This is a genomic window from Pseudomonas sp. MDV22-iso1 (genome assembly GCF_058145095.1).
This window is the reverse complement of record NZ_JBYVMF010000009.1, coordinates 1-18,890: the sequence shown is the minus strand read 5'-3', so window position 1 is coordinate 18,890 and position 18,890 is coordinate 1. Positions and strand designations below refer to the sequence as shown.

Here is an 18,890-nt window from a genome sequence, read left to right as displayed (position 1 = left end):
CCCCGACTCTGCCGTCAAGCTGTAACGGCAAGGCCTGACTCTACTGTAAATCGCTGCCAAGACTTGTCAGCACACCGAATCCTCTGATCGAGATACACAAGTGATCGAAAATCTACGCAACATCGCCATCATTGCTCACGTTGACCATGGTAAGACCACCCTGGTAGACAAACTCTTGCGTCAATCCGGCACCCTGGAGCGCAACGAGCTCAACGACGAGCGCGTGATGGACTCCAACGACCAGGAGAAAGAGCGCGGTATTACCATTCTGGCGAAAAACACCGCCATCAACTGGAACGGCTACCACATCAACATCGTGGACACCCCGGGCCACGCCGACTTCGGCGGCGAAGTTGAACGCGTAATGTCGATGGTTGACTCCGTTCTGCTGCTGGTTGACGCTCAAGACGGCCCTATGCCGCAAACCCGTTTCGTGACCAAGAAGGCTTTCGAAGCCGGCCTGCGTCCAATCGTGGTCATCAACAAGGTTGACCGTCCAGGCGCACGTCCGGACTGGGTTCTGGACCAGATCTTCGACCTGTTCGACAACCTCGGTGCTACCGAAGAACAGCTGGACTTCAAAGTCGTCTACGCCTCGGCCCTGAACGGCATTGCCGGTCTGGAACACACCGACATGGCTGAAGACATGACCCCGCTGTACCAGTCGATCGTCGACAACGTACCAGCACCGAAAGTTGACCGTGATGGTCCGTTCCAGATGCAAATCTCGGCACTGGACTACAACAGCTTCCTGGGCATCATCGGCGTTGGCCGTATCGCTCGTGGTCGCGTCAAGCCGAACACCCAGGTTGTTGCGATCGATGCAGACGGCAAGCGCCGTAACGGTCGTATCCTGAAGCTGATGGGTCACCACGGTCTGCACCGTATCGACGTTGAAGAAGCAGCTGCCGGCGATATCGTCTGCATCAGCGGCTTCGACCAGTTGTTCATCTCCGACACTCTGTGCGACCCACTGAACGTCGAAGCGATGAAGCCGCTGACCGTTGACGAACCAACCGTTTCGATGACCTTCCAGGTTAACGACTCGCCGTTCTGCGGCCGTGAAGGCAAGTTCGTCACCAGCCGTAACATCAAAGAGCGTCTGGACAAAGAACTGCTCTACAACGTTGCCCTGCGCGTTGAAGAAGGCGACACCGCCGACAAGTTCAAAGTCTCCGGCCGTGGTGAGCTGCACCTCTCGGTACTGATCGAAACCATGCGTCGCGAAGGCTTCGAAATGGGTGTTGGTCGTCCGGAAGTGATCATCCGCATGGTTGATGGCGTCAAGCACGAACCGTACGAAAACGTGACCATCGACCTGCCAGAAGAATCGCAAGGTTCGATCATGGAGCAGATCGGTATCCGTAAAGGCGACCTGACCAACATGGTTCCGGATGGCAAGGGCCGTGTGCGCCTTGAGTACAACATCCCGGCTCGCGGCTTGATCGGTTTCCGTAACGAGTTCCTGACCCTGACCTCCGGTGCAGGCATCCTGACCTCGATCTTCGACCGTTACGACGTGATGAAGTCCGGCGACATGTCCGGCCGTCAGAACGGCGTGCTGGTTTCGGTTGCTACCGGTAAGGCTCTGACTTACTCGCTGGAAACCCTGCAAGCTCGCGGCAAATTGTTCCTGGGTCACGGTGAAGACGTGTACGAAGGTCAAATCGTCGGCATCAACAGCCGCGACAACGACCTGGGCGTTAACCCAACCAAAGGCAAGAAGCTCGACAACATGCGTGCCTCGGGTAAAGACGAAACCATCGCTCTGGTTCCGCCTATCCGTTTCACCCTGGAACAAGCTCTGGAATTCGTTCAAGAAGACGAATTGTGCGAAGTGACTCCTAAGTCCATCCGTCTTCGTAAGAAGATCCTGGGCGAAAGCGAGCGTACCCGCGCTGCCAAGAAGTCCGGTAACTAAGTCATTTAGTTAGCTGACAAAAAAACGCCCCCGACCGCAAGGTCGGGGGCGTTTTTGTTTGTCTGGAGCAAATTCAAAAGATCGCAGCCTCGTTTCACTCGACAGCTCCTACGGGCATGCGCATAACCCTGTAGGAGCTGTCGAGTGAAACGAGGCTGCGATCTTTTAGGGTTTAAAACTTCTCGAGGGTACGGCGCGAGTTGCTGGTTTCACGCGCCACTTCTTTGGGCTTGTAAGCGCAATAGCCCGGCCGCGGGCCGATTTTTGGGTGATTGCGGCAAGTATCCGGGCGCTTTTCATAAATAGTGCACAGACGACTCTTACGATCCAGGTACAGGCAATCGTTATTGCTCATGCGCTGGAGGGTGAAGATCTCGGACTTCTGGTTGTAGCGCTCGACGATCCCTTCCTTCTGCAAACGCTTGGCGATGTTCTTCGCCGGTTCGCCGCGCTCGAACTCGTCGACGATGCCGATACGGATCAGATCCTTGATCTTGACCTCGACCGGCAGGGTGCAGCAGCTGGATATGCACGAACCGCACATCGGCGCAGAGTACTTGGCCCAGGTATCGAGGCGATCGATCTCAGCAGCGGCGATCAGATTGGACTTCATCATCGGTTGTTACCAGCGTGTGCATCAGGGCGCGCGATCATACCGGGACTGGTGGATTTTTGAACAACCTTTCGCCAGATTTTTTCGCATATCGCTTCTCAACCGCCATATTTCGGCACGGGCCCTGCATTATTTCCAGCACATGACTCTTTAATGTCGACCTATCTCGCACTAACGGGAAAAACTGCCGAACCAGAGTTCCAACGACCTGTCAGACCGTCTAGGCTCAACTACTCCACGCTCGCTCGAGGTCCTATCGATGACTCAAGAACCACTTGTTCGCGAAGCAGAGGTGGCCGCATTTCGCGACGCCGTCTTGACCAAACTCACCTATGCGGTGGGCAAAGACCCCGATCACGCCTTCGACCACGACTGGTTCGAAGCCATTGCCCTGGCCGCGCGCGATCACATGGTCGAGCACTGGATGGATCACACGCGGCAGATCTACCGCAAAGGTCAGAAGCGCGTTTATTACCTCTCCCTTGAATTTCTTATCGGCCGTCTGCTCTACGACAGCCTGAGCAACCTCGGCCTGCTCGATGTTGCCCGCGAAGCCATGACCGAACTCGGCGTCGACATTGAACGCATTCGTTTGCTGGAACCCGACGCAGCCCTGGGCAACGGTGGCCTGGGCCGTCTGGCAGCGTGCTTCATGGAAAGCATGTCGACCCTCGGCATTGCCGGACATGGCTATGGTATTCGTTACGAGCACGGCTTGTTCCGCCAGGCCATCGTCGATGGCTGGCAACAAGAGCAAACCGAACACTGGCTCGATTTCGGTAACCCGTGGGAGTTCGAACGGCCGGAAGTGGTGTACCCCATCGGCTTCGGTGGCAGCGTTGAGACCGTCACTGATGAGGCCGGCAAGTCCAAGCAGGTGTGGACGCCGGTGGAAACCGTTCGCGCCATTGCGTACGACACACCGGTAGTCGGCTGGCGCGGGGCGAGCGTCAACACGCTGCGCCTGTGGCGTGCCCGCGCCATGGAAGATTTGCACCTGGAACGTTTCAACGCCGGTGACCACTTGGGCGCCGTCGCCGAAGTCGCCCGGGCAGAAAGTATTTCCCGCGTGCTCTACCCCGCAGACAGCACTGAAGCCGGTCAGGAGCTGCGCCTGCGTCAGGAGTATTTCTTCGTCGCCGCGTCCTTGCAGGATCTTCTGCGGCGCCACCGCAACATGCACACCTCGGTGCTGACCCTGGGCGACCATGCGGCGATCCAGCTCAACGATACGCACCCCTCGATTGCGGTGGCCGAGCTGATGCGGCAACTGGTCGACGTCTATGACGTCGCCTGGGATGCTGCGTGGCAGGTCACGGTGGATACGCTCTCGTACACCAACCACACGCTGCTGCCGGAAGCGCTGGAAACCTGGCCGGTCGGCCTTATGGAACGCATGCTGCCACGGCACATGCAGATCATTTACCTGATCAACGCCCAGCACATCGACTCGCTTCGGGCCAAAGGCATTCACGACTTCGACGTTTTGCGCGCGGTGTCGCTGATCGAGGAAGACAACGGCCGCCGTGTACGCATGGGCAACCTCGCATTCCTGGGCTCACACAGCGTCAACGGCGTGTCGGGCCTGCACACCCAGCTGATGCGCAAAACCGTGTTCTCCGAACTGCACAAGCTCTACCCGGAGCGGATCAACAACAAGACCAACGGCATCACCTTCCGCCGCTGGCTCTACCAGGCCAACTCCGAACTCACGTCCATGCTGGTCGACGCATTGGGCCCCGACTTGCTGGATAACCCGGAAGAGCGCCTGCTCGACCTGGAACCTTTCTCCGAGAAACCGGCGTTCCTCAAGGCCTTCGCCGAGCAGCGCCTGCACAGCAAAAAAGCCCTGGCGTACATCATTCATGAGCGACTCGGAGTGGCAGTCAACCCGGCCGCCCTGTTCGACGTGCAGGTCAAACGGATCCACGAATACAAACGCCAGCTGCTCAACCTGCTGCACACCGTGGCGCTCTATCAGGCGATTCGTGCGGAGCCGGAAATCGACTGGGTGCCGCGTGTGAAGATTTTCGCCGGCAAAGCGGCGGCCAGTTATCACCAGGCCAAGCTGATCATCAAATTGACCAACGACATCGCCCGGGTGGTCAACAACGACCCGACCGTGCGCGGCTTGCTCAAAGTGGTGTTCCTGCCCAACTACAACGTCAGCCTGGCGGAGAGCATTATTCCGGCCGCGGATCTGTCGGAGCAGATCTCCACCGCCGGCTTCGAAGCGTCGGGCACCAGCAACATGAAATTCGGCCTTAACGGCGCGTTGACGATCGGTACTCTGGATGGCGCCAACGTGGAAATGTGCGAGCGCATTGGTGCCGAGCATATGTTCATTTTCGGCCTCAGCGCCCAGCAGGTGGAAGCGCGCAAACAGAACCACGAGTTCAATGCGACACCGGACATCGCGGCGTCTCACCGACTCAATGACGTGCTGCAAGCGATTCGCGGCGGGGTGTTCTCGCCGGATGATCCGTCCCGTTATGCAGGTTTGATTGATTCGTTGATCGACTACGACCGCTTCCTGGTCTGCGCCGATTTCGATTCCTACTGGGACGCGCAGATGCGGGTCGAAGCGCATTGGCACGATTCCAAAGAATGGTGGCGCTCGGCAGTGCTGAACACGTCGCGGATGGGCTGGTTCTCTTCCGACCGGACGATTCGCGAGTACGCCACGGAAATCTGGAAAGCGCTGGAGTAAGTCTTCGCCTGGCTCGATATACTGGCGTGCCGGAAAAGATCGCAGCCTTCGGCAGCTTCTACAGGATCGTGTCTTGCCACGCCTTTGTAGGAGCTGCCGAAGGCTGCGATCTTTTAGTGTCGGGCTGCGCTAATCTTCCCGGATTGGCCAATGCGCTTAGGGATATCGACCATGCAATGGATTTTCATGCTGATAGGGCTGGTGCTCGGCTGGATACTCGACGAGTCGTTCAGCGATGCGCTGCTGGGCGCGTTGCTCGGTCTGGGTATGGGTCAAGCCATCCGTATCAACCGTCTGGATTCGCAAACCGCCGCCCAGCATCTGTTGCTCGAGCAAACGCAGGCCACGTTGACTTCGGTTCAGCAGCGGCTGGCATGGCTGGAGACGTCTGGCGTCAAAGCGCCTGAACGCAGCGAACCGGCGCCTGAATTCATTCTCGATGAAATCCCCGTTGAGTCTCCAGAGCTGATCTGGGAGCTACCTCCCGAACTCGAACCCGTCACCGCCGCGTCCACTGAAGCCAGTCGACCCCTGCCTGTGGACGCCTGGAAGCCAGAACCGGTCTCCCGCGAACCCCAGGAGCCTGCCGCCCCACGCGGCCCCAACTTCATCGAGCGCGCCATCAACGGTGCTCGAGCCTGGTTGTTCGACGGCAACACCGTGCTGCGCGTTGGCGTGGTGCTGTTGTTTCTCGGGCTGGCGTTTCTGCTGCGCTATGCCACTGAAGGCATGGTGGTGCCGATCGAACTGCGTTATGCCGGGGTAGCTGGCGCCGCCTTGGGCTTGCTCGGTTTAGGTTGGTGGCTGCGCACGCGCAACAGGCAATATGCGCTCATGTTGCAAGGCACCGGGATCGCGGTGTTGTACCTGACAGTATTTGCCGCGATGCGCTTGCACCCGTTGCTCGACCCTGGTGCCGCATTGGGATTGCTGGTGGCAGTGACGGTGTTCTCGGCGATCCTCGCTATCACTCAGGATGCATTGGGCCTGGCCGCTGTTGCGGCACTCGGCGGTTTCGCCGCGCCGATTCTGACGTCGACTGGCGCAGGTAACCATGTCGCCCTGTTCAGCTACTTCGCGTTACTCAACGCCGGCATTCTCGGCATTGCCTGGTTCAAGGCCTGGCGACTGCTGAACCTGATTGGCTTCGTCGGCACCTTCGGCATCGGTTTCGCCTGGGGATTGCGCTCCTATACGCCGGAACTGCTGTGGAGCACCGAGCCGTTTCTTGTCCTGTTCTTCCTGATGTACCTGGCCATCGGCTTGCTGTTTGCCCGGCGCAAACTGCTGGAGATGAGCGACGCGCCCGAGAACGACAGTCGCGAGGCGCTGTTGCGCTGGTCGGCGCGCAAGGGTGATTACGTCGACGGCACGATGCTGTTTGGTCCGCCACTGGTGGGCTTCGGTTTGCAGTTCGCGCTGGTCCAGCATCTGGAGTTCGCGGCGGCGTTCAGCGCGCTGGCGCTGGGCATGATCTACATGGGGCTGGCGCGTTTACTGAGTGGTGGTCGGGCGTTGCTGTTAGCGGAAACCTGCCTGGCACTCGGCGTGATTTTTACCAGCCTGGCGATTCCGTTGGGGCTCGACGCTCGCTGGACCTCGGCCGCTTGGGCCGTGGAAGGTGCGGGCATCTTCTGGCTCGGCCTGCGTCAACAACGACCGTTGGCTCGTGCCTTTGCCTTGCTGCTGCAATTGGGCGCGGCAGCGGCATTTCTCAGCGAGCTGCGCGGCGGCGAAAGTAGCCTGCTCGATGGGGCACCGCTCGGTGCATTGATGCTCGGCGTGGCGCTGCTGTTCAGCTTCTACCAATTGCGCAAAGCGACGCCGGAACAGACCTCGGAATGGGAACGCAAAGGGCTGCCTGTGTTGGCGTGCCTGGGTTTGACGTTCCTCTATCTGTTGGCGCCGTTGTTCTTCTTCACACAAGGCACGACGATCAGTTGGGCGCTCGCCGGTCTGGCCACCTTGTTCGTCGGGCTGCGCCTGCAATCACGCACCTTCCTGTTCAGCGCATTTGCCGTGCAGTTGCTGGGCGGTGCGTTGTTCCTGATGCGGCTGCAAGGTTCGAGTGGCGAGACAGGCGCCGTATTCAGCGCCGGTTGGAGCGGCTTGCTCAGCGCGTCGTTGATCGGCCTGGCGCTGATTGCCGGGATGTTGCTGGCGGCAAAGGACGAAATGGTGCGCAGTGATCCGCGGCTGTTGCGCGGTTTGTCGGTGGTGTTGCTGGCGGGTCTGGTGCTGATCAACCTGGCGGTGCTGTTCGTTCTGCCTTGGCAAACAGCGAGCGCCGTGTGGGCGGCCAGCGGGCTGTTCATCATCTGGCTGAGCCTGTATCTGACGCAGCGAGTGAGCTTTATCTTCGGTCTGCTGTTGCAGGTGATCGGCGGCACGGCGTTTTTGCTGTCGGGTCCGCAGCTGTTCGGTGCGTTGGCCAGCGAGGGTCTGCGACCCCTGGCACACGGCGGTTTCTGGACGCCACTGGTCTTGGGTCTGGCGGCATTGATCGGCGCCTGGCGCTTGCAACTCGGCACCCATGCCTCGGCGTTCGATTCGCTCAGCTTGCAGCGTTTGTCCCAGGTGTTGCTGGTGTGGGGCGCGGGTTGGTGGGCGTTGGCGTGGGGGCTGGAAATCCTGCGGTTTGCGCCGGTGGGCCTGCAAGCGACTTTGCTGCTGGTCGCCACGGCAGTGAGCGTTGCGTTGTGGACGTGGTTGGCGTTGCGCCTTGAATGGTCATCGCTGGGCTTGCTTTGTCTCTCGCTGATACCGGCGGCTGGTCTGGTGCTGCTCGACGCCTTGTACGCCCGTTTCCACCCGGCTGCCAATGTCGGCTGGCTGGCGTGGGCCGCCGTGTTCGCCGTGCACTTCATCTCCGTGCGGCGCCTGGCGCCCATGCTGGCGCCCCGTGCGATCAGCGCCGCCCATGTGCTCGGCGCCTGGCTGTTGATCGGCGTGCTGGCCCTGGAGTTGCGTTACGGCTTGCTGCTGTTGTCCGAGCAATACAACGCCTGGCGCTGGCTGGGCTGGGCGATTCTGCCAAGCCTGTACCTGGTGCTGATGGCCGCGCCGCGCAATTGGCCATGGCCGGTGTCCGCCTATTCTCGTGAATACCGTCTCTACGCGGCGGCGCCTCTGGCGTTGCTGATGCTCGGCTGGTTCTGGCTGGCGAATATTGTCAGCGACGGCACCGCCGAGCCCTTGCCCTATGCGCCGCTGATCAACCCGCTGGAGCTGGGGCTGCTGTTCGCGTTGTTCGGCGTGTTCGTCTGGTCCCGATACGCCGTGACGCAACTGGCGATCCGCAAGCCTTTCGTTGATCTCGCCAGCCAACTGGTCGCAGGTGTCTCGCTGTTTGCCTTCTTTACCGCGCTGGTGATGCGCACCGCTCATCATTGGGGTGGTGTTCCATTCGAGCTGGATGCGCTGCTGGCATCCATGCTGGTGCAGGCGGGGCTGTCGATCGTGTGGACCTTGATGGCGTTGAGCTTGATGATTGGCGGCCATCTGCGTCATCGCCGCGAAGTCTGGCTGATCGGTGCGGCGCTGATCGGCGTCGTGGTCGCCAAACTGTTCTTTGTCGAATTGAGTAACCGCGGCGGACTGGCGCGGATCGTGTCGTTCATCGGCGTGGGTGTGTTGCTGTTGGTGGTCGGCTATTTCGCCCCGCTGCCACCCAAGCGTGCCGAAGCTGCGCCGGAGGCGGATAAGCCCGCCCCGCAAACCGAAGGAGTGTCGTCTTGAGTCAGAAGCTGAACCTGGGATGGTTGGGTGCCGTTGCGTTGGGTGTGGCGCTCACGGCCAATGCTCAGGAAAAACCGGCGGATTTCACCACGCAGGTGCCCTTGTCGGTGAGCGGGGAAGGGCCGTGGTATCGCCTTGAGCTGCCGTTGAATGTGCAATTGAATGCACGCCAGACAGATCTTAGCGATGTGCGCGTCTTCAACGCTGCCGGTGAGCCACAGGCCTACGCCTTGGTTCGGGCGTCGGCGCAATCCAGCGAGCAACGTGTGCTGTCCGATGTGAAATGGTTCCCGCTGTACAGCGCCGCCGATTCCACCGAACGCGCGCCGGGTGTGCGGGTGCAATCGACCGCCAACGGCACGCTGGTCGAAGTGCAGCCATCCAGCCAACTCGAGGCCGGCGAAGAAGTGCTGCGTGGCTGGTTGCTGGACGCCAGCGCCATCAAAGCGCCGTTGCAGCAATTGATCCTCGACTGGACCAGCGATCGCGACGGCTTCCAGCGATTCAGCATCGAAGCCAGCGATGATCTGCAGCACTGGCAATCCTGGGGCGACGGGCAAGTCGCGCGCCTGACGTTTGCCGACGAACGGGTCGAGCAACGTGAAGTCAGTTTGCCGGGGCAGACGGCGCGTTACCTGCGCCTGCTCTGGAGCTCACCACAATCGGCACCTGCCTTGACCTCGGCACAAGTCGAAAGCGTCGGTGCGCGCAACGTGCCGCAGCCGTTGGTCTGGTCGCAACCGTTGGCGGGCAGCAGCGTGAAGGCGGGTGAATACACCTGGCAATTGCCGATGGGATTGAATGTCGAGCGCGTTCAGGTCGAGTTGAGTCAGCCCAACAGTCTGGCGCCAGCCATTGTGTCCGGCCGTCGGGAAAGCAGTCTGCCGTGGCAAGCATTAAGCACCGGGTTGCTCTATCGCCTGACCCAGAATGGCCAGGACGTGATGCAAAACGAGCTGCAACTGCCGGGGCAAACCGTGCAGCAGTTGAAGCTTGTGGTGGACGAACGTGGTGGTGGTTTGGGAACGCAAGCGCCGACGATCCGTTTCGCCGTACGATCGACGCAGTTAGTGTTCCTGGCGCGCGGCACCGGGCCTTACACGCTGGCGCTGGGCAGTGCGACGGCGAAGGCGGCGAACCTGCCGTTGTCGACGTTGATCCCGGATTACAAGGCGGCGAAATGGGTGGCGTTGGGCAAGGCGTCGGTTGAAGGCGCAGCCGTGTTGAGTACTACTTCGACGGTGACAGCGGCCGCTACGACGGACACGAACTGGAAGAAGTTCGGGTTGTGGGCGGTGTTGCTGTTGAGCGTGTTGTTTCTGGCGGCGATGGCGTTCAGTTTGTTGCGTAAACCGCCCGTCAAGCCGTGAAGACCGGTGCTGCGCACCATCGCGAGCAGGCTCACTCCCACAATGAGTACGCGTGACACTGTAGGAGCGAGCCTGCTCGCGATAGCGGTTCAATGGTCGGTAAAAATGCCCGTTTCGAACTACGCTAAACCCCGCGCATGAACTCTATTCGGCATCTCACGTCTGATAGGAGGAAATGCGCCCCGACTCGCGTTAAACTGCGCGGGTTTTCAGTCCCCCATTCCACCGGAGCCTTCCATGTCCCGCGTTACCCTGAGTCGCTATCTGATTGAGCAGACCCGTAGCAACAACACGCCTGCCGATCTGCGTTTCCTGATCGAAGTGGTGGCGCGCGCCTGTAAAGAAATCAGCCACGCCGTTTCCAAAGGCGCCCTGGGCGGTGTTCTGGGCAGCATGGGCACCGAAAACGTCCAAGGTGAAGTGCAGAAGAAACTCGACGTCATCTCCAACGAGATCCTGCTCGAAGCCAACGAATGGGGCGGTCACCTGGCCGGCATGGCGTCCGAAGAAATGGACAATGCCTACCAGATCCCGGGCAAATACCCGAAAGGCGCCTACCTGTTGGTATTCGACCCGCTGGACGGTTCGTCGAACATCGACATCAACGCACCGGTCGGTACCATCTTCTCGGTACTGCGTTGCCCGAGCGAATACCTGAGCCAGAACGAAGCGCTGAATGAAAAAGCCTTCCTGCAGCCAGGCACCGAGCAGGTTGCTGCCGGTTATGCCATCTACGGTCCGCAAACCATGCTGGTGCTGACCCTGGGCGACGGCGTGAAAGGCTTTACCCTGGACCGTGAAATGGGCAGCTTCGTACTGACTCACGAAGACATCACGATCCCGGAGTCCACTCAGGAGTTCGCGATCAACGCCTCCAACCAGCGTCACTGGGAAGCGCCGGTACAGCGCTACGTCGGCGAACTGCTGGCTGGCGATGAAGGGCCGCTGAAAAAGAACTACAACATGCGCTGGGTCGCCGCGATGGTCGCCGATGTGCACCGTATCCTGACCCGTGGTGGTTTGTTCATGTACCCACGTGACAGCCGCGAGCCGTCGAAGCCGGGCAAGCTGCGCTTGATGTACGAAGCCAACCCGATGTCGTTCCTGGTTGAACAGGCTGGCGGCGCTTCCACCGACGGCCACCAGCGCATCCTCGACATTCAGCCTGAAGGCCTGCACCAGCGCGTAGCGGTGTTCCTCGGCTCGAAAGAAGAAGTTGAACGCGTCACGGCTTACCACAAGGAATAAACATGACCGCGCCCTGGCAGCCGTTGCTTGAATGGTGGTTCGGAGATTGCGAATCATCCACCGAGGTGGCGGCACAGAAGGGCAAGTTGTGGTTCGGCAAGCGTGACAGCCAGGACCTCGAAGCGCGCGAGCGTTTCGGGGACTGGGTCGAACAGGCACTGGCCGGCGGATTGACCGAGTGGACGCAACGTCCCGAAGGTTGGCTGGCCCTGGTGTTGCTGCTCGATCAAGTTCCGCGAATGATCTTTCGCGACACTCCAAAATCCTTTTCAGGCGATCCAAGGGCTCAGGCACTGGTAGCGCAGGGCATTGCTGCGGATTTCGATCGGCAATTGCGGCCTATCCAGCGGGTGTTCATCTATCTGGTGTTTGAGCACTGCGAGAATCTGGCGGTGCAGAACGAGTGCATCTCGCGCTACATCGATCTGGTGGCGCAACAGCCTGAAGACGACCGGGCGCTGTTTGCCGATTACCTGGATTACGCCGAGAAGCATCAGAAGGTGATCGCGCAGTTCGGGCGGTTTCCGCATCGCAATGCGGTGTTGGGGCGGGAGTCTACGGCTGAGGAGTTGGAGTTTCTTTCGAAGCCTGGTTCCAGGTTTTAGATTTTAGTTGCGGCTGATGCCGTCATCGCTGGCAAGTCGAATCGTCGCACCGCAGCTCCCACAGGGGGCTGTGCCGTCCACTTAATGCGTGTCCGCCACAGATAATTGTGGGAGCTGGCTTGCCAGCGAAGGGGCCTGTAAATCTGGCTCAGATTCTGAAGCTGCCGACCAGCTGCTTCAACCGCGTCGCCTGCTGCTCAAGGTCTGCACACGCGCGTAAAGTCGACTGCAGGTTCTCCACGCCTTCCTGGTTCAACGTGTTGATCTCGGTAATGTCGACGTTGATCGACTCCACCACGGCCGTCTGTTCTTCCGTTGCCGTGGCCACCGACTGGTTCATCCCGTCGATCTCACCGATACGCTGAGTCACGCTACCGAGCCGTTCACCAGCCTGATTGGCAATGCCAACGCTGCTTTCACTCTGGCGCTGGCTGTCGGTCATGGTGCTGACCGCTTCACGCGCACCGACCTGCAACTCCTCGATCATCTTCTGCACTTGCTGCGCAGAATCCTGAGTGCGGTGCGCAAGGTTGCGCACCTCGTCAGCCACCACGGCGAAACCACGACCTGCTTCGCCGGCACGGGCCGCTTCGATGGCGGCGTTCAACGCCAGCAAATTGGTCTGCTGCGAGATGCTGGTAATCACTTCCAGGATCTGCCCGATGTTCACGGTGTTGCTGTTGAGCGTTTCGATGTTGCCGCATGAATCGCTGATCTTCGCTGACAGTTGCTGCATCGCGGCGATGGTCTTGTCGACCACCTGCTGGCCGTCTTCCGCCAGGGCGCGGGCGTCGCTCGAATGCTGAGAGGCGAGGGCGGCGTTCTGCGCGATTTCCTGCGCGGCGGCACCCAGTTCGTTGATCGCCGCAGCCACACTGCTGGTGCGCGAGGCTTGCTGGTCGGAATTGAACATCGACGAATTCGAGGCAGCCACCACACGTAGCGCCACTTCGTTGACCTGACCCGTTGCCGAAGCCACTTCGCTGATCGATGTGTGAATGCGTTCCACAAAGCGGTTGAACGAAGTCCCCAGGGCGCCGAATTCATCATGGCCGTGGATGGTCAGGCGTTTCGTCAGGTCACCTTCGCCTTCGGCGATGTCGTGCATGGCGCGGCCCATGGTCAGCAGCGGCTGCATCAGGAAGCTGATCAGCATGCCCAGCAGCGCGATGATGATGACCACCGCGATGACCATGGCGATGATCGCCGACGTGCGAAATTCGCTGAGCATCGAGAACGCGGTGTCCTGATCGAGCACCAGCGCCACGTACCAGTCCGCCGACGGCACGCCGTTGACGTGGGTGAAGGAGATGAACTGGCTTGTGCCATCGATCTCGACTTCTTTCATGCCAGGGCTGACGTTTGGCGCACCGTACGGGTAGGCGTCGGCCAGGCTCTTGAGCACCAGTTTGCTGTCCGGGTGAATCAGAATCTTGCCATCAGCGCTGACGATGAATGCGTGGCCATGGCCGCCGAAATTCAGGGAGTTGATGATCGCGCTGACGCTGGACAGGTCGATGTCCGCACCTGCAACGCCAATCATCTGGCCCTGGCGCTGAACCGGAGTGGCCACGGTGATTACCAGCTTGCCGGAGGACGCAGCGATGTACGGTTCGGTGACGATGGTCTGTTGCGCGCTGTTGGCCGCCTTATACCAGCCACGGGCGCGAGGATCGTAGTCCGCAGCGCGATTGCCGGCCGGAACCGAGAACATCACGCCGTCGCTGCCGCCGAAGTAGCTCAGCTGGAAATTGCTGGTGTAGGCCGGAAGGTCGATAACCCGCTTGAGGCTGGCCGGGGCGCTGCCGTCCGCGGCGATCTGCTGGGACAGCGATTGCAGCAACTGAATGCGGCTTTCCAGCCAGGTCTGAATGTTGCTGGTGGTCAGGCTGCCGAGTTCCTGCATCGACGCTTCGGTACTGCTGCGCAAGGTCTGGCGCTGGCGGTAGTCGTTGAACAGGATGAAACAGGCAAATGCAACGGCCACCACGAGGGCAGCAGCCAACAGGATCTTGTGGCTGAACTTCATGTTTCTGGTCATTAAATGAGCTACCGCGGAGGGGCTGATCAACAGGGGGGCTTGCGCTGCTTCTATGTCGACCGGTCGGCGCCAAAGATTAGGCGTCTTTGTCGAAAATCGACGAAATGTTCATTGGCGCGAGAAAGTCGCTGATTTTTCGGCAAATGGCAGACGAGCGGCCTGATAAATAGCCGGACCTGCGGGGAACCAGATAGGGGTTTTCTCTTCTAAGCTTCTGCTTGGCAGCCATGCCAACCCCCTTCGCCCCAGGAGCTACACCATGTCGCTGCGCTCTATCGCCCTGCTTTCGTTCTGCGTGTTGTTGGCCGCATGCAGCAAGGTCAATCAGGAAAACTACTCGAAGTTGTCTGCCGGTATGCCCAAGGCCGAGGTTGAAAACCTGCTGGGTAAACCCGCCGATTGTTCGGGCGCGCTGGGCATGTCCAGTTGCACCTGGGGCGACAAGAACAGCTTTATCAGCGTGCAATACGCCGGTGACAAAGTGTTGATGTTTTCTGGCCAAGGCCTGAAGTAAACCGGGGCTACGCGCCCACGGGAGAAAAACAATGAAGCGGTTATTTTTTGTACTTTTAGCGGGCCTGGTATTGGCCGGCTGCGCCACTTCTGGCGAAGATCCGTTGGCGCCGAAAACCGTCAACAGCGTCAACCTCAAGAAGTATCAGGGCACCTGGTATGAGTTGGCGCGCTTGCCGATGTATTTCCAGCGCAACTGCGCGCAATCCGAAGCCCATTACACGCTCAAGCCCGACGGTAATGTGTTGGTGCTCAACCGTTGCCTGACGGCGGACTGGCAATGGGAAGAAGCCAAGGGCACGGCTTATCCACAGGTGCCGGGCAAGACCGACAAGTTGTGGGTCGAGTTTGATACCTGGTTTTCGCGATTGCTGCCGGGTGTAGCGAAAGGGCAATACTGGGTGTTGTACGTCAGCGACGACTACAAGACCGCCATCGTCGGCGATCCGAGCCGCCGGTATCTCTGGCTGCTGTCCCGGACGCCTTCGGTCAATGGTGTAGTGCGTGAAGAACTGCTGAGCAAGGCGCGTCAGCAGGGTTACGACACCACGCGGCTGATCTGGCGGGCGTCGGATACGCAGATGGCCAAGACCTCGAACTAAAGGTTACCGAAGATCAAAACTGTGGGAGCGAGCCTGCTCGCGATAGCGGTCTGTCAGTCAACATCTCCGTTGGATATGACAACCTCATCGCGAGCAGGCTCGCTCCCACATTTTGTTTTGCGTTAACCGAGGAGATCGCGCAGGACCTGAGTGAACGCCCGGCTGCTTTCTTCCTCATCCGCATGACGTCCGTTACGCACGACCCACTGGCCGTTGACCAGTACATCACGCACTTGACGATCGCCTCCGGCAAACAGCCAACGGTTCAAAATCCCGTCGCCACTGGCCGTGGCCAGGTACGGATCATTGCCGTCCAGCACCAGCCAGTCAGCGCGCTTGCCCACTTCCAGAGCGCCAATCGGCTGGCCCAGCGCCTGCGCGCCGCCGTCCAGTGCCGCGTCGTATAACGTACGGCCGACCATCGGCTGATCCGCGCCATACAACCGGTTACGCCGCTGATCGCGTAGTCGCTGGCCATATTCCAGCCAGCGCAACTCTTCCACCACGCTCAATGACACATGGCTATCGGAACCGATGCCCATGCGCCCGCCCTGCGCGAGAAAATCCACCGCCGGAAAGATCCCGTCGCCGAGGTTGGCTTCGGTGGTCAGGCACAGCCCGGCAATGGCGCGACTCTTGGCCATCAGCGTGACTTCTTCCGGGTTGGCGTGGGTGGCGTGGACCAGGCACCAGCGCTGATCGACTTCAGTGTTTTCGTACAGCCATTGCAGCGGACGGCGACCGCTCCAGCTCACGCAGTCATCGACTTCCTTTTGCTGCTCGGCGATGTGGATGTGCACGGGGCATTGCTTGTCGCTGGCGGCGAGCACTTCGCTGATCTGCTGCGGGGTGACCGCTCGCAACGAGTGGAAGCACAAACCAAGGGATTGCGCCGGTTGTTGCGCCAGGATCGGCTGCAAGCGCGACTGCAGCTTGAGGTAGTTCTCGGTGCTGTTTATAAAACGGCGCTGACCCTCATTTGGTGCCTGGCCGCCGAACCCGGAGTGGCTGTAGAGCACCGGCAACACCGTCAGGCCGATGCCGGCAGAGGCGGCGGCCTGGCTGACGCGCAGAGCCAGCTCGGCAGGGTCTGCGTAAGGCTGGCCGTTGAGGTCGTGATGCACGTAATGAAATTCAGCGACGGACGTGTAGCCCGCCTTGAGCATTTCGATGTACAGCTGACGGGCAATGACGCCGAGTTGGTCCGGGCTGATTTTTCCGACGAGGCGGTACATCAAATCGCGCCAGGTCCAGAAACTATCGTTCGGATTGCCCGCCACTTCGGCGAGCCCGGCCATTGCCCGCTGGAACGCATGGGAGTGCAAATTCGGCATGCCCGGAAGTAGCGGGCCACTCAGCCTTTCGGCGCCATCTGCAGTGGAATCAGCCTGGACATGAGTCAATACGCCATCGGCGCTGACCTCAAGACGTACGTTATTGGCCCATCCGTTAGGCAGAAGCGCGCGCTCGGCAAAGAAAGCGGACATGGTTCAGCACCCCATCGTGTGTTATTTGTATATACATATACAGACGTTTGCCTGCTCGGTAAACTCCGGCAAGCTAGCAATCTCATCCAGACGAACAAAGGATTAACCGTGCCGACTCCGCCTGCAGTCTCTCCGTTGGCCGCGAACATGGGCGACAGTCCGGCGCCCCTGTACGCCCGCGTTAAACAGATGATTACCCAGCAAATCGACAGCGGTAATTGGCCGCCTCACTACCGCGTTCCGTCGGAAAGCGAGCTGGTCAGCCAGTTGGGTTTCAGCCGCATGACCATCAACCGCGCGCTGCGCGAGATGACCGCCGACGGTCTTTTGGTGCGCATGCAAGGTGTCGGCACGTTCGTCGCCGAGCCGAAAAGTCAGTCCGCTTTGTTTGAAGTGCACAACATCGCCGACGAAATCGCCTCTCGCGGTCATCGTCACACCTGCAAGGTCATCACCCTCGAAGAAGAGGCGGCCGGTTCCGAGCGTGCCCTGGCGCTGGACATGCGCGAAGGCCAGAAAGTCTTTCACTCACTGATCGTGCATTTTGAAAACGATATCCCGGTGCAAATCGAGGATCGTTTCGTCAACGCACTGGTGGCGCCGGACTACCTCAAACAGGATTTCACCCTGCAAACGCCCTATGCCTATCTGAACCAGGTGGCGCCGCTGACTGAAGGCGAGCACGTGGTCGAGGCGATACTGGCTGAAGCGACCGAATGCAAACTGCTGCAGATTGAAAAGGGCGAGCCCTGCCTGCTGATTCGTCGTCGCACCTGGTCTGGCCGCCAGCCGGTAACAGCCGCTCGCCTGATCCACCCCGGTTCCCGTCATCGTCTGGAAGGTCGGTTCCATAAATGAATGAAATGAACGTTCTTCGCGCCAAGGATTACCCTCGTATGCCGTGGAAAAACGGCGGGGGTAGCACTGAAGAAATCACTCGCGACGCCGGCACCGGTCTTGATGGCTTTGGCTGGCGCCTGTCGATTGCCGACATCGGCGAGTCGGGCGGGTTTTCCACCTTTGCCGGGTATCAACGAGTGATCACCGTGCTGCAGGGCGATGGCATGACCTTGCGGGTTGACGGTCAGGACACGCGAACGTTGTTACCGCTGGACCCGTTTTCCTTCAGCGGCGAGAGCCAGGTTTCCTGTGCATTGGTGGGTGGCCCGATTCGCGACTTCAACCTGATCTATGCGCCGCAGCGTTACGACGCACGATTGCAGTGGCTGGATGGCGATCAACGGTTTTTCAGTTCGGCGGGCACTGTGTTGGTGTTCAGTGTTGCTGATGGCCTGGAAGTGAAGGTTGATCAACGCGACGCACAGTTGGGTCGTCATGATTGCCTGCAGTTCAACGGTAACGCCGGCCTGCTGGAAATCTCCAGCAACGGTCCATGCTGCGTGATCGAACTGACTGCACGCTAAACCTGTGGTGAGGGGGTTTATCTGTGGCGAGGGGATTTAGCGAAACGTCGCACCGCCCCGTTGGGCTGCGAAGCGGCCCTAAAGATATGGGACTGCTGCGCAGTCCAACGGGGATAAATCCCCTCGCCACAAGAAGATCTCCTCGCCACAAGAAGATCCCTTCACCACCACAAAAGCGGTACTTACACCGTTCCCCATCGCGCACCACTTTGTTACCGAACGCCCCAGCGTGGCGCAAAACCTCGTCCAAGTAACAGCCATCCCCCTGCGCTCAAAAGCCCTCCGCAAAAATTTCATTTCCCTCCCAGCCCTTGCTCTACCTGTGTTTCAAAGCGTTTCAGCATTTTCCTTGAACAATCATCCGGCAAGTTGGCCGCTTGATTGCATATGCTTGTATGTACAAGTAAAGACGTATGCGTATGAGTCATTCGAGACTCTCCGCAGCGTCCACTGATTCGCTTGTGGCGCAACGATGCGCACAGGCTGGCTTGCCCACTGCCAGGGTTGGTTTGAATTGATCGCTGAGGAGTCTTTTTCGTGACTGACAATAAACCTACGAAGTACCGTGACGTTGAAATCCGTGCCGCCCGCGGTAACACGCTGACCGCCAAAAGCTGG

Annotated in this window: 14 protein-coding genes and 1 pseudogene; 10 read left to right on the top strand and 5 right to left on the bottom strand. The window is 59.7% G+C overall.

Annotated features, from left to right (window positions below; all coding sequences use genetic code 11):
• The first annotated feature begins 100 nt into the window (after window positions 1-100).
• The gene (gene typA, locus AC3ZVB_RS12415; protein ID WP_162436958.1) at window positions 101-1,921 is read left to right on the top strand and encodes a translational GTPase TypA; all 1,821 of its coding nucleotides are present in this window, start codon (window positions 101-103) and stop codon (window positions 1,919-1,921) included.
• A gap of 172 nt (window positions 1,922-2,093) precedes the next feature.
• Here typA and AC3ZVB_RS12410 read toward each other — a convergent pair whose 3' ends face one another.
• The gene (locus AC3ZVB_RS12410; protein ID WP_178114283.1) at window positions 2,094-2,534 is read right to left on the bottom strand and encodes a YkgJ family cysteine cluster protein; all 441 of its coding nucleotides are present in this window, start codon (window positions 2,532-2,534) and stop codon (window positions 2,094-2,096) included.
• A 259-nt stretch (window positions 2,535-2,793) separates the two neighbouring features.
• Between AC3ZVB_RS12410 and AC3ZVB_RS12405 the strand changes: the two genes are divergently transcribed.
• The 5 genes from AC3ZVB_RS12405 to AC3ZVB_RS12385 all read left to right on the top strand — a co-directional run bounded on the left by AC3ZVB_RS12405 (window position 2,794) and on the right by AC3ZVB_RS12385 (window position 12,205).
• Window positions 2,794-5,244, top strand: a complete 2,451-nt coding sequence (locus AC3ZVB_RS12405; RefSeq protein ID WP_490146664.1) for a glycogen/starch/alpha-glucan phosphorylase — start codon at window positions 2,794-2,796, stop codon at window positions 5,242-5,244.
• Between the two features lie 171 nt (window positions 5,245-5,415).
• On the top strand, window positions 5,416-8,982 hold the full coding sequence (locus tag AC3ZVB_RS12400; protein ID WP_490146663.1) for a DUF2339 domain-containing protein: 3,567 nt from the start codon (window positions 5,416-5,418) through the stop codon (window positions 8,980-8,982).
• Window positions 8,979-10,352, top strand: coding sequence for a DUF3999 domain-containing protein (locus tag AC3ZVB_RS12395; RefSeq protein WP_490146662.1), 1,374 nt, complete (start codon window positions 8,979-8,981; stop codon window positions 10,350-10,352). Before AC3ZVB_RS12400 ends, AC3ZVB_RS12395 begins: the two co-directional genes overlap by 4 nt.
• 237 nt (window positions 10,353-10,589) lie before the next feature.
• Window positions 10,590-11,600 (top strand): class 1 fructose-bisphosphatase, encoded by a 1,011-nt coding sequence (locus tag AC3ZVB_RS12390; protein ID WP_194691697.1) that lies wholly within the window; start codon window positions 10,590-10,592, stop codon window positions 11,598-11,600.
• Between the two features lie 2 nt (window positions 11,601-11,602).
• On the top strand, window positions 11,603-12,205 hold the full coding sequence (locus AC3ZVB_RS12385) for a DUF924 family protein (RefSeq protein ID WP_490146661.1): 603 nt from the start codon (window positions 11,603-11,605) through the stop codon (window positions 12,203-12,205).
• 148 nt (window positions 12,206-12,353) lie between these two features.
• On the opposite strand, the gene AC3ZVB_RS12380 is transcribed toward AC3ZVB_RS12385, so the two are convergent.
• Both AC3ZVB_RS12380 and AC3ZVB_RS12375 read right to left on the bottom strand, forming a co-directional pair.
• Window positions 12,354-13,118, bottom strand: coding sequence for a methyl-accepting chemotaxis protein (locus AC3ZVB_RS12380; protein ID WP_490146750.1), 765 nt, complete (start codon window positions 13,116-13,118; stop codon window positions 12,354-12,356).
• A 93-nt stretch (window positions 13,119-13,211) separates the two neighbouring features.
• A pseudogene (locus AC3ZVB_RS12375) lies at window positions 13,212-14,234 on the bottom strand (HAMP domain-containing protein); the annotation flags it as partial.
• Between the two features lie 271 nt (window positions 14,235-14,505).
• Between AC3ZVB_RS12375 and AC3ZVB_RS12370 the strand changes: the two are divergent.
• Window positions 14,506-14,760 (top strand): outer membrane protein assembly factor BamE, encoded by a 255-nt coding sequence (locus AC3ZVB_RS12370; protein WP_162441041.1) that lies wholly within the window; start codon window positions 14,506-14,508, stop codon window positions 14,758-14,760.
• Window positions 14,761-14,791: 31 nt separating this feature from the next.
• Window positions 14,792-15,361, top strand: coding sequence for a lipocalin family protein (locus AC3ZVB_RS12365; protein ID WP_162441042.1), 570 nt, complete (start codon window positions 14,792-14,794; stop codon window positions 15,359-15,361).
• A 122-nt stretch (window positions 15,362-15,483) separates the two neighbouring features.
• Here AC3ZVB_RS12365 and AC3ZVB_RS12360 read toward each other — a convergent pair whose 3' ends face one another.
• Complete coding sequence (locus AC3ZVB_RS12360) at window positions 15,484-16,848, bottom strand: formimidoylglutamate deiminase (RefSeq protein ID WP_490146660.1); 1,365 nt, start codon at window positions 16,846-16,848, stop codon at window positions 15,484-15,486.
• Between the two features lie 147 nt (window positions 16,849-16,995).
• On the opposite strand from AC3ZVB_RS12360, the gene hutC reads away from it, so the two are divergent.
• On the top strand, window positions 16,996-17,706 hold the full coding sequence (gene hutC, locus AC3ZVB_RS12355; RefSeq protein ID WP_162441046.1) for a histidine utilization transcriptional repressor HutC: 711 nt from the start codon (window positions 16,996-16,998) through the stop codon (window positions 17,704-17,706).
• Entirely contained in the window at window positions 17,703-18,272 is a 570-nt protein-coding gene (locus AC3ZVB_RS12350; protein ID WP_490146659.1) for a HutD/Ves family protein, read from the top strand. Before hutC ends, AC3ZVB_RS12350 begins: the two co-directional genes overlap by 4 nt.
• A 357-nt stretch (window positions 18,273-18,629) precedes the next feature.
• On the opposite strand, the gene AC3ZVB_RS12345 is transcribed toward AC3ZVB_RS12350, so the two are convergent.
• The coding region (locus tag AC3ZVB_RS12345; protein WP_490146658.1) for a hypothetical protein at window positions 18,630-18,890 on the bottom strand (261 nt) is incomplete at its 5' end.